The sequence below is a fragment of the Dyella flagellata genome (assembly GCF_030160275.1).
GTDB lineage: Bacteria > Pseudomonadota > Gammaproteobacteria > Xanthomonadales > Rhodanobacteraceae > Dyella_B > Dyella_B flagellata.
Genome location: NZ_BSOA01000003.1, coordinates 73,935 through 86,977 on the forward strand (window position 1 = coordinate 73,935; position 13,043 = coordinate 86,977).

14 protein-coding genes are annotated in these 13,043 nt (G+C 63.4%); 3 read left to right on the top strand and 11 right to left on the bottom strand.

The genetic code is table 11. The features are described from left to right. Window positions 1-12 precede the first annotated feature (12 nt). The 11 genes from flgK to QQJ96_RS01855 form a co-directional block, all read right to left on the bottom strand. A complete protein-coding gene (flgK, locus tag QQJ96_RS01805; RefSeq protein ID WP_284330209.1) occupies window positions 13-1,908 on the bottom strand; it encodes a flagellar hook-associated protein FlgK in 1,896 nt (631 codons plus the stop codon). A gap of 106 nt (window positions 1,909-2,014) precedes the next feature. Then, window positions 2,015-2,974 (bottom strand): flagellar assembly peptidoglycan hydrolase FlgJ, encoded by a 960-nt coding sequence (gene flgJ / locus QQJ96_RS01810; protein WP_284330210.1) that lies wholly within the window; start codon window positions 2,972-2,974, stop codon window positions 2,015-2,017. 102 nt (window positions 2,975-3,076) lie between these two features. Beyond that, a complete protein-coding gene (locus QQJ96_RS01815) occupies window positions 3,077-4,210 on the bottom strand; it encodes a flagellar basal body P-ring protein FlgI (protein WP_404649378.1) in 1,134 nt (377 codons plus the stop codon). After that, the gene (gene flgH, locus QQJ96_RS01820) at window positions 4,210-4,896 is read right to left on the bottom strand and encodes a flagellar basal body L-ring protein FlgH (RefSeq protein ID WP_284330211.1); all 687 of its coding nucleotides are present in this window, start codon (window positions 4,894-4,896) and stop codon (window positions 4,210-4,212) included. Before flgH ends, QQJ96_RS01815 begins: the two co-directional genes overlap by 1 nt. A gap of 9 nt (window positions 4,897-4,905) precedes the next feature. Continuing rightward, window positions 4,906-5,691 (bottom strand): flagellar basal-body rod protein FlgG, encoded by a 786-nt coding sequence (gene flgG, locus QQJ96_RS01825; protein WP_284330213.1) that lies wholly within the window; start codon window positions 5,689-5,691, stop codon window positions 4,906-4,908. A gap of 20 nt (window positions 5,692-5,711) precedes the next feature. Next, on the bottom strand, window positions 5,712-6,452 hold the full coding sequence (gene flgF, locus QQJ96_RS01830; RefSeq protein ID WP_284330214.1) for a flagellar basal-body rod protein FlgF: 741 nt from the start codon (window positions 6,450-6,452) through the stop codon (window positions 5,712-5,714). A 14-nt stretch (window positions 6,453-6,466) separates the two neighbouring features. Further along, the gene (gene flgE, locus QQJ96_RS01835) at window positions 6,467-7,693 is read right to left on the bottom strand and encodes a flagellar hook protein FlgE (protein WP_284330216.1); all 1,227 of its coding nucleotides are present in this window, start codon (window positions 7,691-7,693) and stop codon (window positions 6,467-6,469) included. A gap of 49 nt (window positions 7,694-7,742) precedes the next feature. Further along, the gene (locus QQJ96_RS01840) at window positions 7,743-8,420 is read right to left on the bottom strand and encodes a flagellar hook assembly protein FlgD (protein ID WP_284330217.1); all 678 of its coding nucleotides are present in this window, start codon (window positions 8,418-8,420) and stop codon (window positions 7,743-7,745) included. A 2-nt stretch (window positions 8,421-8,422) separates the two neighbouring features. Next, window positions 8,423-8,851 carry a flagellar basal body rod protein FlgC gene (gene flgC, locus QQJ96_RS01845; protein WP_284330218.1) on the bottom strand — a complete coding sequence of 143 codons (429 nt, stop codon included), beginning with the start codon at window positions 8,849-8,851 and terminating at the stop codon, window positions 8,423-8,425. Beyond that, window positions 8,851-9,258, bottom strand: a complete 408-nt coding sequence (gene flgB, locus QQJ96_RS01850) for a flagellar basal body rod protein FlgB (RefSeq protein ID WP_284330219.1) — start codon at window positions 9,256-9,258, stop codon at window positions 8,851-8,853. Before flgB ends, flgC begins: the two co-directional genes overlap by 1 nt. Before the next feature lie 193 nt (window positions 9,259-9,451). Beyond that, the gene (locus QQJ96_RS01855) at window positions 9,452-10,378 is read right to left on the bottom strand and encodes a chemotaxis protein (protein ID WP_284330221.1); all 927 of its coding nucleotides are present in this window, start codon (window positions 10,376-10,378) and stop codon (window positions 9,452-9,454) included. A gap of 160 nt (window positions 10,379-10,538) precedes the next feature. Between QQJ96_RS01855 and QQJ96_RS01860 the strand changes: the two genes are divergently transcribed. From QQJ96_RS01860 to flgM, 3 genes are all read left to right on the top strand, one after another. Continuing rightward, window positions 10,539-11,849, top strand: a complete 1,311-nt coding sequence (locus QQJ96_RS01860) for a methyl-accepting chemotaxis protein (protein WP_284330222.1) — start codon at window positions 10,539-10,541, stop codon at window positions 11,847-11,849. Beyond that, a complete protein-coding gene (gene flgA, locus QQJ96_RS01865; protein WP_284330223.1) occupies window positions 11,846-12,625 on the top strand; it encodes a flagellar basal body P-ring formation chaperone FlgA in 780 nt (259 codons plus the stop codon). Before QQJ96_RS01860 ends, flgA begins: the two co-directional genes overlap by 4 nt. A 105-nt stretch (window positions 12,626-12,730) precedes the next feature. Continuing rightward, the gene (gene flgM / locus QQJ96_RS01870; protein ID WP_284330224.1) at window positions 12,731-13,042 is read left to right on the top strand and encodes a flagellar biosynthesis anti-sigma factor FlgM; all 312 of its coding nucleotides are present in this window, start codon (window positions 12,731-12,733) and stop codon (window positions 13,040-13,042) included. Window position 13,043 lies beyond the last annotated feature (1 nt).

Below are 13,043 nucleotides of genomic sequence, written 5' to 3' on the forward strand. Positions count from 1 at the left end.
GAACCTGGGCCTTTAACCGGATTGAAGAGCGGTGATCAGGCTGCTGAAGATCTGCTCGGCGGTGCTGATCACCTGCGCCGATGCCTGGAAGGCCTGTTGGAATTGCACCAGGTTGGCCGCTTCCTGGTTCAGGTTCACGCCGGCATAGCTTTGCTGCGCGCCCATCGCCTGGTTGTACATACTGGTTTGCGTGCTGAGATTGGCGCTTGCCAGGCTGCCCGCGCTGCCGATTTGCGCGGTGAGGTTGCCGTAGCTGGCCACCACCGAAGTCTTGCCGCCATTGATCACGCCGGTGTTGGCCAGCGCCGCCAGCGACAAGGCATTGCTGTTGTCGTTGAGGCCATTGCTATTGGCCGCCACCGTGAACTTGTCGCCACTGGCCGGCGTACCGCTCAGGCCCAGGCTCCAGCCATCGGCGATGATCGGCTGGCCGGAGGTATACGTGCCGGTCGTGGTGTTGCCTGCGCCATCCGTGATCGTGTAGTTGCTGCCCGCGCCAAACGTAATGGTCGCGCCGGAAAGCAGGTTGGCGTTGGCGGAATTGGTGACGCTCACTGCACCCGGCTTGCCGCTGCCGGCATTGCTCGTGGCCGCCGAGGCGGTGAGCGCAGCGGCGGCGGCAATGCCGTTTGGATCGGTCATGCTGAGCGCCAGCGAGGTCGAAGCGCCGCGCGTTGGCTGGATTTCATAACTGTCGCCGGTCTGCGCCGTGCCTGACACGCTGAAAGTAAGGCCAGCGGCGGAAAGCGTGCCGTTGGCATTGGCAGTGAGTGCAACGCCTTGGCCGCTGGTGGTCGACAACGTCCAGCCATTGGTGCCCGAGCCTGCACCGGTGTAGCGCAACACGTAGTCCGACGTCGTGAGTTGCGCGACGTTGCTCACGGACGCGGTCACCGCGGCGGCGCCGCTGGAATTCTTGCTGGAGGGCAATACTGCGGGCGCGCCGACGCTGAAGATAGGTTGGCCTTGTTGGCCATTGAGGTTCAGGCCCGCTGCCTGTTGTGCGTTGACGCTGGAAGCCAAGGCGATCGCCGACTGACCTAGCGCGTTCTGCGCCGGCTGCAGCACGTTGTCGCGATAACTGATCAGCGCACCAAGGTTGCCGCCGCTCAGCTGCGAGGTGATGTCGTTGCCCGCGCTGTCGAACACTTCGGTGCTGCCCGGATCGTACTGATTGGGCGCGCTGGACAGTGCATACGATTGCGCGCCGCTCACCAGCGTTCCTCCGGCCGAGGTATACACACTGATCGATCCGTCGTTGTTGCTCGATGCGGAAATGCCGGTCAGCCCGGCCAGTTGTTGCACCAGGCCATCGCGCTGGTCGAGCAGGGCGTTCGGGTTGCCGCTGGTGCCGGCCTGCAGGATCTGGTTGTTGATCTTGGCGATCTGCGCAGCCAGGTTGTTGATGCTGCCGACGGTGCTGCCGATCTGTTGATTGACCTGGGTCGATTGCTGGCTGAGCTGCTGGCCAAGCGTGTTGAACACGCTGGTGAGCGAAGAGGCACTGCCCAGTGCCGCTTGCCGCACCGAGGTAGAGCTTGGCGAGTTCGCCACGCTGCTGAAACCGTTGTAGAGGTTGTCCAGCGCGGTCTGCAGGTTGCCACTGTTGCTCAGGAAGCCATTGAGCGAAGTGGTGAGGCCGTTGGTGGTGGTAGCGCCTTGCAGGTTGCTGTTGCTGCTCCACAGCGCCTGGGTGAGGTACTGGCTGTAGGCGCGCTGCACCGCCGTCACGTTCACGCCGGCGCCAATGGTGAATTGGCCGTTGCCGCCCGCGATCACTTCAGCTTGCTGCACGCTTTCCTGGCTGTAGCCGCTGGTGCTGGCGTTGGCGATGTTGTTGCTGACCGTGCTCAACGCCACCTGGGCGGCATTGAGGCCGGAAATGCCGATGTTTAGGATGCCGGACATGAAAGCATTTCCTTGAATTTAAAAGCCGAATCCCGCTGCAGTAGGCTCTCCTCCTCCCCTGCAAGCAGGGGAGGGAGCGCATGGCTGGAGGCATGGAAGTTCTCGTTCATAAATTCGGCATTCCCACCGATTTCTTGAGCGCATCCAGGGCCTGCCGCATCGCGCTGCTGTTGGCGATGGCCGCCACCTTGCCCGCGTACTGCGGGTCGGTGGCATAGCCGCCCTCGACCAGCGCCCGGGCGTAAGCCATCACGTCGTCGCCACGGCCGAGCGCGCCGGCATAGCGGGGATCCTTGCCGATCAGATCGGCGTAATCGGCCAGCGATTCGGCGGTGGACTGGTAGGAGCGGAATTGCGCTTGCTTGCGTACCGCGATGCCACCTTCGTATTCCACGGTAGGCACGTTCACGCGCCCGCCGCCCCAGCCGCCGCCGGCCTTGATGCCGAACAGGTTGAAGCTGCTGCTGCCGTCGGAGTGGGTGGGCATATGTTGGCCCCAATGGGTTTCCAGCGCGGCCTGCGCCAGCACCGTGCGCACCGATAAGCCCAGTTCCTTGGCTACGATACTAGCCTGCGGCGCGAGTTCACGCACGAAGGCCTCCGCATCCTGCGGCAGCCAGGCCATAGCCTTGCGCGCGGCGGAGTGCGTGGCATCGGCTACTTCGAACAGACGTTGTTTCCAGTTGTCGACCAGGCCAGCGGCGTGCGGGTCTACCGCCCCGGCCTGATTGGCTTGGCCTTGCGCCTGGCCGTGTCCGCCGAGCTGGTGAATCAGCAGTTCCGCAATGCCCAAGCCTTTGCCGTGCTGGGAAAGATTCAAGGAAAGCTGTTGGTCGTACATGTCCTGCCAGGCGTCGGTGGCCTGGCTTTCGAACAAGGGATCGCCGAAGTTCGCCGCGCGCATCGACTTCAACAGCATCTCGGTAAACATCGACTCGAACTGCTTGGCCACGGCCGGCAGCGCGGCATTGCTGTCGGTATCGGCTTGATGACGCAGCGCGCCGAACCCGGACAGATCGGTCCAGGTGCTAAGCGTTTGCGCTGCGACGTTACCGATATCGGCCATGTCATCACCCGCGTGTAGGCTGGGATGACAATCCCAGCTTGCTTGGGACTTGCGATGCTGGGATTTCATCCCAGCCTACGAGGCTCACGGCAAGACCGATCATCAGATCACCACCAGATCGGCATGCAGGGCGCCGGCTTGCTTGAGCGCCTCAAGGATCGAAATCAGGTCCGAGGGTGTTGCACCGACCTGATTGACTGCACGCACGATCGAATCCAGGCTTACGCCAGGACCGAACTTGAACATGTGCGCGCCCTGTTGGGTGATCGACACGGAGCTGTTGGGCACCACCGCGGTCTGCCCATTGCTGAAAGGCCCGGGCTGACTGACCTGCGGTTGCTCGCTGATGGTCACCTGGATCGAACCGTGCGCCACGGCAGCCGTGCTGACACGCACATCCGAACCGATCACCACCGTGCCGGTGCGCGAGTTGACGATCACGCGTGCCGGCGCATCGCCGGGGGCGACCTCAAGCGATTCGATCGCGCCCAGCCAAGCCACTTTCTGGCTCGGATCGGCCGGGCCGCGTACATCGACCGAACCCCCGTCTAGCGCACGCGCCGTGCCCGCACCGTACAGATGATTGATCGCATCGACGATGTGGTTGACGGTGGCGTAGTCGGCCGTGTTGAGGTTCAACACGATATCGCCACCGCTGCTGAAGGAATTGGGCACCACGCGTTCGACCGAGGCGCCGTTGGGAATGCGTCCGCTGGCGGATATGTTGATCTGCACGCTCGAACCACTGCGGCCCGATGCGCTTACGCCACCGACAACGACACTGCCTTGTGCAATGGCATAGACGTTGCCGTCTGCACCGCGCAGCGGCGACATCAGCAGCTCGCCGCCGCGCAGACTCTTGGCGTTGCCGATCGAGGCCACCGTGACATCGATGGCCTGGCCTGGCTTGGCAAAAGCTGGCAGCTCGGCCGTGATGGTCACCGCGGCGACGTCTTTGAGCTGCGGCTGGATGCCGGTGGATGGAATCGACACGCCGAACTGCTTGAGCATGTTTTCCAGGCTCTGCGTGGTGAACGGCGCCTGCGTGGTCTGGTCGCCGGTGCCGTCCAGGCCCACCACCAGCCCATAGCCGACCAACTGGTTGCTGCGCACACCGGCGACCTGGACCAGATCGCGGATCTTGTCGGCGTGGGCGGTGGGAACGAAGCCCAGCGTCGAGACAAGCATCGCGACTGCGCCGGCGATCAAGCCATGTTTACGCCATAGTGCGCTCATCAGAACGGCATCCACTTGGAATTGAAGAACTTCGCCAGCCAACCCTGCGTATTGGCTTCGTTCAAGGTGCCGCGGCCGGTATAGGTGATGCGTGCATCGGCCACGCGGGTGGAGTCGACCGAGTTGTCCTGCCCGATGTCCTGGGCGCGCACGATGCCGGAAATGCGGATCAGCTCCTGGCCCTGGTTGATGGTCAGCCATTTCTCGCCTTTCACCAGCAGGTTGCCGTTGGAAAGACGCTGCGCAACCGTCACGGTGAGTTGGCCGGTCAGCTGGTTGCTCTGCGTGCTGCTGCCGGCACCGTCGAAGCTGTTGGCGGAGTTGAGCGAGGAATTGGCCGTCTGCCCGGCAATGCGCAGCGACTGCCCGAGGATCTGCGGCGCGCCGACATTCACCTTGTCGCTCTTGCTGGTCGTGGTCTCGGACTTCTTGCTCGCCTGCATCGCCTCGACCAGGTTGATGGTCAGGATGTCGCCGATGCGATGCGCGCGTGCGTCGTTGAACAGCTCCATGTTCTGCATGTCGTGATAAATCGAGCCATCTGGTGTCGGCGGCGTAGCCTGATCAACCGGCGCCGTGGCGGCCCATTGCGCGTCTTCCCGCCGCTGGTGCTCCTGGATGGCGCCACAACCGGCCAGTGCGGCGGCGAGCAACGAAACAGAGGCGATGCGAAAAAGGATCGACATAAGTCACCATCAAGTCTTGCTGATCACGAACTGCAACATGTCGTCCACGGCACTGATCGACTTGGAGTTCATTTCGTAGGTACGTTGGGCCTCGATCATGTTCACCATCTCCGCCACCACGTTGGTGTTGGAGGATTCCAGCGAGCCTTGCGCGAGCGTGCCCATGCCGTTGAGGCCGGGCTGCCCGGTCTGCGCCGTGCCGCTGGACTGGGTTTCCAGATAGAGGTTCTGTCCCATCGGCTGCAGGCCGGCGGGATTGACGAAGTTCGCCAGCTGGATCACGCCCACTTGCGTCGGCTTGGTCGAACCATTGCTGGTGGCACTGACCGTGCCGTCCGTGCCGATGGTGACGCTATTGACGTTGGCCGGCAGAGTGATCGAGGGCACCAGCGGATATCCGTCGCCGGTCACGATCTGGCCGGTGGAATCCTCATGCAGCGAGCCGTCGCGCGTATAAGCGACCGTGCCATCGGGCAGGCTCACCTGGATGAAGCCGTCGCCCTGGATTGCAACGTCCAGCGAGTTGCCGGTCTGCGTGATTGCGCCTTGCGTGAACAGCTTTTCGGTGCCGACGACTTTCACGCCGGTACCGAGCAACAGGCCGGTGGGCGCTTGCGTTTGCTCGGTGGTCTGGCTGCCGGGCTGGCCTTCGTTCTGGTACATCAGGTCCTGGAACGAGGCGCGCGAGGTCTTGAAGCCGGTGGTGCTGGCGTTGGCCAGGTTGTTGGAGATCACGTCCATCTGCGTCTGTTGCGCATCCAGGCCGGTCTTGGCGATCCAGAGGGAAGAGAACATGGGCTACTCCGTGGTATGCGTTAACTGTTCTGCAGCAACTTGGTGCTGGCGTCGGCGTCGTCTTCGGCAGTCTTGAGCGAACGCACCTGCATTTCGTACTGGCGCGACAGCGAGATCATCTTCACCAGCTCCGAAGAGGGATTGACGTTGCTCGCTTCCAACGCGCCCGAAGTCAGCGTCACCGTGCTGTCGGCATCGGCGGTGCTGCCGTCCTTCATATGCATCAGGCCGTCGGCGCCTTCGATCATTTGCGTGGGATCGGGATTGACCAGCTTGATCTGCCCGACGGCGGCAATGGTGCCGGGCCCCTGCCCTTTCGGCACGGTGGAAATGGTGCCGTCCTTGCCGATGGCGATCTGCGCGCTATCGGGTACGGTGACGGGACCTGCCGTGCCCATCACCGGATTGCCGCGCGCGTCGCTGAGGCTGCCGTCGGCGCCGAGCTGCAGATCACCCGCACGCGTGTAGGCTTCTGTGCCATCCGGCGCTTGTACCGCGATCCAGCCCGGACCGTTCACTGCGACGTCGAGCGTACGGCCGGTGTGCTGGATCGAGCCTTGCGTCTGGTCCTGTCCCTCGCCTTGCGCCACCGCATTGATGCGCGTGTTGGCGCCAGGTCCGAGCACCGGCACGCTTTGAAACGCGCTCAGCTCGCTCTTGAAGCCCACCGTGGATGCGTTGGCCAGGTTGTGGCTTACCGCATCCTGCGCACGCATGGTCTGCGTGGCGCCGGTCATCGCTATGTAGACGAGATGGTCCATACGCTATGACCCGATTAACCGCGCGAGACTGCCTGGAACAGCGACTGCGACAGCGAATTGACCGTGCCCAGCATCTGCGAATTGGCCTGGTAGTCCTGCTGTGCCTGGATCATGTTGACCAGCTGCGCGGTGGTGTCGGAGGTGTTGGAGGTTTCCAGCTGGCCTTGCTCGATGTTGCCGAACTGGCCAACGCTGGCCGTACCCAGCACCGGTGTGCCCGATGACTGCGTTGCCACCCAGCGGTTGTTGGCGATTTGCTGCAGGCCCTGCAGGTTGGCGAAGTTGGCCACCGCGATCTGGCCCAGCTGGCTGGTCTGGTTGTTGGAATAGATCGCCGTGACTACCCCATCGGTGCCGATCGTGACGTTGTCCAGCACGCCGGCCTGGTAGCCGTTCTGGTTGATGGTGCCGGGCGAGTAGGCGGTGCCGAACTGCGTGGTGTTGGTCACGTTCAACGTCATGGTGGCGGGAAAGGTGGCGCCATTGGTCGGCTGCACCGGCGTAAAGCTGAGACTGCCGTTGGCTGGCGTGAGCAGCGCACCGGCGGTGCTGAAGTTCATCGCCGCCGTACCTGCGCTATTGCCGTCGATGTACAGGTGCGCGTTCCAGCTGTTATTGGCGCTCTTGACGTAATAGATCGTGGCCGAGTGGGAACCGCCTTGCGAGTCATACACCGTCAGGGTCGACGCATTGTTGTAGGTGGTGGAATCGGCTGGATTGAACGGCGAATTAGCAGGTACCGCAGCGCCGGCCGGGAGATTCGAGCTCACGGTGATGGTGCTGGTCGGCGTTGCCGCGCTCTGCGCCGTATTGAGCTGCAGGTTGGTGAGTGTGCTGGTGTTGAAGCCGCCCGCCGCATTCGGCGGGTAGACCTGCACATTGGAACCGTCGGCGGTCACCACATAGCCGTTGGCGTTTTCGTGAAACGCGCCATCGCGGGTGTACTGGTTGCCGGTGCCGTTGTTGACGACGAAGAAACCATTGCCGCTCAGCGCCATGTCGAGGCTGCCGTTGGTGGTTTCCAGGTCGCCTTGCGAAAACTGCTGGGCGACGTCGGTGAGTTCCGCACCGCTGCCCACCGCCACCGAGCTGAGATTGAGGCCGGTCACGGCATACACTTCGGCGAATTGCGCCGTGGAACCTTTGAAGCCGACCGTGCCCGCGTTGGCGATGTTGTTCGAGATGACGTTCAACTGCGACTGGGCCGCATTGATGCCACTGAGCGCCTGATTGAGAGCCATGTTCTTTGTACCCCCTGGATGATGACGATGCCTGCGAAAAGCCTGCGCGTCAGTTGATCTGTGCTACCTGGCCCAGCGGTACGCCGCCGATGCCCGCTACCTGCAAATACGTGCCGGTGCCGCTGCCGCCGTAACCGACGCCGGTCACTTGGCCGGCGGCATAGGTGGAAAGCGTGCTAGTGCTGCCGTTGCTGGCCGAGATGCTGTAAGTACCGCTGGCGACGGCATTGCCGTTGCTGTCTTTGCCGTTCCACGAGAACTGCGCAAGGCCGGCCTGTTGTGGCCCCAGGTCGATGGTGTTGACCACGTTGCCACTGTTGTCCTTGATGGTGACGACCACGTCGCTTGCGGTGCTTACGTTCACTCCGCCATTCACCGCACTGCCGGTATAGGCGAGCGTGTTGGAAGGCACCAACACCTGGCGGCCTACCAGGCTGGCGGAGCTGAGCACCTGCGAGGTTTGCAGGTCGCTGCTGAGATTGCTGCTCAAGCCGGTAAGGCCGCTCTGGATGTTCTGCAGCGTGCCCAGCTGGGCGAACTGCGCCAGCTCGGCGGCCATCTGCGAGTTGTCCATCGGCTGCGTCGGATCCTGGCTCTTGAGCTGCGTGGTGAGCAGCTGCAGGAAATCCGACTGCGTCATGGTCGAACCGGTCGGCGTGCTGGTCACCGTGCTGCCGGTCAGGCTCAGGCCTGTCGCTGAATAACTCGTGGTGCCAATCGCATTCATGCTCAGCTGCCCAGGTTGATGGTCTTGATCATCAACTGCTTGGTGGTGTTCATCACTTCCACATTGTTCTGGTAGGAACGCGACGCGGAAATCATGTTCACCAGCTCGTCGACCGGATTGACGTTGCTGCCGTAGACGTAGCCGCTCGCATCAGCCATCGGATTGCCCGGCTCGTAATGCGATTCCACCGGCTGCTGACTCTCGGTGACGCCCTCCATGTGCACGCCCACGTTGGCGGCGTTGGTCGTTGCGCTCGCGCCAGCTTGCGTCTCAAGCAACGGCGCAAACAACAATTCCTTCGCTTTGTAAGCGGTATCGGGACTGCTGCTTACGCTGTTGGCGTTGGCCAGATTGCTGGCGACGGTGTTGAGCCGCAACGATTCGGCGGCCATGCCCGAACCGGCGGTGTCAAAAATCTTCATCAGGGACATCAGCTTTGTCCTCCACCATTGATAGCCAGGCGCAGCTGCTGGATCGTGCTGTTGATGAAACTGAGGCTGGCCTGGTAATGCACCATGTTGCTGGCGAACGCGGACTGCTCCACCTGCGCATCGACGGTATTGCCGTCCATGCTCGGCTGCAGCGGCACGCGGTATTTCAAGGCATCGGCGGATTGGCTCGTGAGCGTGACCTGGCCCGGTGTAGGCGCGCTCAATTCCAGCGCTTGCGAAGGCTCACCGCTCGCTTGCTGCAACACCTGGCGAAAGTCGACGTCGCGCGCCTGGTAATTGGGCGTGTCGGCATTGGCGATGTTCGACGCAATCACTTCGGAGCGGTGCTGCCATACATCCAGGGCCTGGCCGCTCAAACCGAATACGTTGTCGAGAAGATTGCTCATGACCTTCAGTCCCCGCGGCAAGAGCCGCCTGCGAGGGGTTTGAGCAAGTTGCATGCCACGCTTTGCGCATGCCGTGGAAACCGCATGGCGAAGCCATTTGCGGCTGCAAACCGCGCCTGCTTGCGAGGCGCGGTGACGTTATGCCGGCGCGCCGGGACGGATTCCCGACATCACCGTTGCGGCGAATCCACTGTCAATTTGTTGACGGGTCCATCAACTCCAGTACCGTCATCGCCAATAGATCAGGCTGGAATTTCGCGATGAAGCGGTCGGCGCCGACTTCGCGTACCAATGCCTCATTGAAGATGCCGCTGAGCGAGCTATGCAGCACCACCTTGAGCGAGCGCAGCGCGGGGGTTTCGCGAATCGCGCGCGTCAAGGCATAACCGTCCAGGCGCGGCATTTCGATATCGGAAACCACCAACGCTACGCCTTCGCCGTCGCCTTGCGCCATGTTGGTAAGCCATTCCAGCGCTTCCTGCCCGTCCTGGGCCATCACGCAGTCGATGTGCACCTGTTTGAACAGATTGATCAGCCGCCCGCGTGCGACGACCGAATCGTCCACCACCAAGATGCGGCGCAGGCGCAAGTTTCGCTGGCCGGCCTGTTGCTGCAGATGCGGCGAAACATCCGCCACCGTGTCCTCGATACTGGCCAGTACGTGCTCCACGTCGACCACCGCCATCAGCTGGCCGTCGATGCGGCTCACCGCGTTGACGCGGTTGCCGAAGCCCAGCGTCGCCGCTGGCGCTTCCAGCGATTCGCCGGTGCAATGCACGATGCGCTGGAAATCCGCCACCAGGAAGCCCTGCATGGAGCGGCTGAACTCGGTGACTACCACGTGCGCTGTAGCCAGGTCCGACAGCGGCGGATAGCCCATTGCTATACCTAAGTCGATCACCGGTATGGTCTTGCCGCGGTAGTCGAAGCTACCGGCCAGCCAGGCGTGCATACCCGGCAATTTTTCCATCGCCGGCTTGCGCAATACCTCGCGCACCTTGAAGACGTTGATGCCGAACAGTTGCCGGTCACCCAGGCGAAACAACAGCATCGCCACGCGATTGTGGCCGGCCAGCCGGGTGTGGCTTTCCACGCTGTCCAGCAGTGTGGCGGTACTCATGCGGTTCCTGGATGGCGTAGTGGGACATGCATGTATCGGCGAAGCAGCGGCCGACTTGAGGCGCGCGCCGACGTCAAAAACCATGGCACACGCTTTGCTTCCTCAACTTTCGCACGCCGCCGCCGATCTCAAGGCAACCATCAAGGGAACGCTTTTTTCTATGAGTCTGATCCGCAGCCAGCACCTGGCCGCCCTGATCCAAGCCGCACTCGCCGGAAACGAGGCGGAAGTCGCGCGGCTGGGCAGCAAATACCCCAAGGCGGCCGGCTTGCTCGCGCCGATGTTCGCGCGCCTGGCGCCACGCGCGCCGGCGGCGGTGGCCTTGCAGTCGCTTGAACAACAGAGCCTGGTATTGACCCATTCACAGACCTTGCACCGCGCGCAGTCCGCGCTGGAGCATTCGATCGGCGAAAGCCGCGACAGCGTCGGACAGTTGACGGATGGCAGCGCCGGCATGTCCGCCACCCTGCTGCAGGCCCAGGGCAGCATCGAGCAGGCAGCCGGCGCCGGCGAGCAAAGCGCGACGAATGTCAGCGAACTCAACGGCCAGTTGCGCCTCCTGCGCAGCGCGCTGTCGGCCATGAACCAGAGCCAGAGCCTGCTGACCGCGCAAGTGGCGCAGATCCGCGCGCTCACCACCAGCGTGCAGGACATCGCCCACCAGACCAACCTGGTCGCCTTGAACGCCGCGATCGAAGCGGCGCGCGCGGGCGACGCCGGCCGCGGCTTTGCCGTGGTCGCCGACGAAGTGAAACAGCTGGCGGAAAAGACGGCCCAGGCCACGGCGGAAATCGAAACCGTCACCAGCTCGATCGGCGAGTTCTCGCTGCAGATGAACGGCAACGTGCAGCAGAGCCTGCAACGCCTGGAACGCGCGCAGACCGGTGTCACCGCTACCGAGCGCAGCTTGCAGCAAGGCAGCGAAACACTACAGGACGCGAGCGGGCGCCTGCGTTCGCTGCGCGACAGCCAGGATGCCGCGCAGGTACGCGCCACCACGTTGAAGGCCACGCTGGGCGCCTTGCTACGCCGCGCGTACGAGACACGTCGTCACGGCGAGGCACTGGGCCGGGCCGCGGGGCTGGCCCACCGTCTGTCCCTGAGCTGGCTGGAAGGGGAAAGCGGCAACGACGTCGCCAGCCTCAGCCTGACCGTGCGCGAATCGGTGGTCGGTCTGCGCCAAAGTATGGAGCTGGCGTTGCAGGAACCAACCTCGCTCGACCGGCGCTGGTTCGACACCGAGGTATTGAAGCGCAGCCTCGACCGGTTGACCACGCGGCGTGGCGACCAGGCTTGCAGTGCCAGCCTGCACGAATCGGCCGCGCGCTTGCGCGAGCATGGCGAGGTCTTCATGGAATTGCTCGGTAACGGGAAATTGGAGCTGGCCGCGCAGATGTCCGACAAGCTGGAGAGCGAGCGTGAAATGATCAACAACCAGCTGGCGACGATCCTGGCGGGCGATGGGGCATGAGGTTCTCGCGCGCCCAATTCAAGCGCGTAGGCTGGGATGACAATCCCAGCGTCGGCTGGGCGCAAAAAAAGCTGGGATTGGCATCCCAGCCTACGCGAGTCGCATTCGCGGCAATGTTGTTGGCGTTTGCCCCCATTGCCCACGCCGATACCACGGCCGCCGATCTGCGCGCCGCCGCCGAACAAGCCGTCCGCACGCAATATGGCACGGCGGGTAGCCGCGTCGTTATCGTGCCCATACCGCTCAATCCACGCCTGCATCTGGCTGCCTGTCCGCAGGCGCTGCAAACACGCCTTCCGGCGCGTCAGGGCACCCCCTCGCGCGTGGCCGTGGCGGTGAGCTGCCCCACCGTGCCGGGCTGGACCATCCGCGTCCCGGTGCAGATGCAGGTGTTCCGGCAAGTGCTGGTCACCAACCACCCACTGGCGCGCGGCGACATGCCCGGCCCCGGCGACGTGCATGGCGAAGAACGCGACGTGGCGCGGCTGGGCTATGGCTACATCGAAAGCCTCGACCAGATCCTGGGCCATTCGCTGGACCGCCCGCTGATTGCCGGCGTGGTGCTGGAGCCGGGCGACTTCAACGGCCGGCAGACGGTGCATTCCGGCGAGGAGATCGAGCTGGTCGCCCAGCTGGATGGCATTCAGGTGCGAACCCGGGGCATGGCCCTGGACGGCGGGGACACCGGCGCCCGCCTGAGGGTCCGCAATGACGATTCCGGCCGGATCATCAATGGCGTAGTGATCGGGGAAGGCCAGGTACAGGCCCTCCCCTAAAGTTGGTCGAACCGACATACTCCAAGGGATCGGCGAGGGTCCTTAAAGTTTTCCGGGAGGGCGCCGATACCCCCGGTAAGGCATATCGAGAGAACGCCAGGAACCATGAACACTACGATCTCGTCCAACGGCTTACCGCAGCTCCCGCTCGCGACGACCACGGCCGAAAACAGCTCCGCCCAGACCACAACGGCCACGCCCTCCGCCAGTTCCTCGGCCACGCCGGCCGACGACAGCGTGAAGCTGACCGATTCGGCGCGCGCCCTGCATGAGGCCAGCAGCGCCAATGCGCCGGTCGATACCCAGCGCGTGGAGCAGATCAAGCAAGCCTTGGCCGCCGGCACGTACAAAGTCGACCCGCACGCCATCGCCAGCAAGCTCGTCGCGCTGGACGGCCAGATCGGCGGCACGAAGTAAG

Coding starts and splice junctions, on each gene's coding strand:
- flgK (WP_284330209.1), bottom strand. CDS start 1,908: ATGTCCGGCATCCTAAACATCGGCATTTCCGGCCTCAATGCCGCCCAG.
- flgJ (WP_284330210.1), bottom strand. CDS start 2,974: ATGGCCGATATCGGTAACGTCGCAGCGCAAACGCTTAGCACCTGGACC.
- QQJ96_RS01815 (WP_404649378.1), bottom strand. CDS start 4,210: ATGAGCGCACTATGGCGTAAACATGGCTTGATCGCCGGCGCAGTCGCG.
- flgH (WP_284330211.1), bottom strand. CDS start 4,896: ATGTCGATCCTTTTTCGCATCGCCTCTGTTTCGTTGCTCGCCGCCGCA.
- flgG (WP_284330213.1), bottom strand. CDS start 5,691: ATGTTCTCTTCCCTCTGGATCGCCAAGACCGGCCTGGATGCGCAACAG.
- flgF (WP_284330214.1), bottom strand. CDS start 6,452: ATGGACCATCTCGTCTACATAGCGATGACCGGCGCCACGCAGACCATG.
- flgE (WP_284330216.1), bottom strand. CDS start 7,693: ATGGCTCTCAATCAGGCGCTCAGTGGCATCAATGCGGCCCAGTCGCAG.
- QQJ96_RS01840 (WP_284330217.1), bottom strand. CDS start 8,420: ATGAATGCGATTGGCACCACGAGTTATTCAGCGACAGGCCTGAGCCTG.
- flgC (WP_284330218.1), bottom strand. CDS start 8,851: ATGTCCCTGATGAAGATTTTTGACACCGCCGGTTCGGGCATGGCCGCC.
- flgB (WP_284330219.1), bottom strand. CDS start 9,258: ATGAGCAATCTTCTCGACAACGTATTCGGTTTGAGCGGCCAGGCCCTG.
- QQJ96_RS01855 (WP_284330221.1), bottom strand. CDS start 10,378: ATGAGTACCGCCACACTGCTGGACAGCGTGGAAAGCCACACCCGGCTG.
- QQJ96_RS01860 (WP_284330222.1), top strand. CDS start 10,539: ATGAGTCTGATCCGCAGCCAGCACCTGGCCGCCCTGATCCAAGCCGCA.
- flgA (WP_284330223.1), top strand. CDS start 11,846: ATGAGGTTCTCGCGCGCCCAATTCAAGCGCGTAGGCTGGGATGACAAT.
- flgM (WP_284330224.1), top strand. CDS start 12,731: ATGAACACTACGATCTCGTCCAACGGCTTACCGCAGCTCCCGCTCGCG.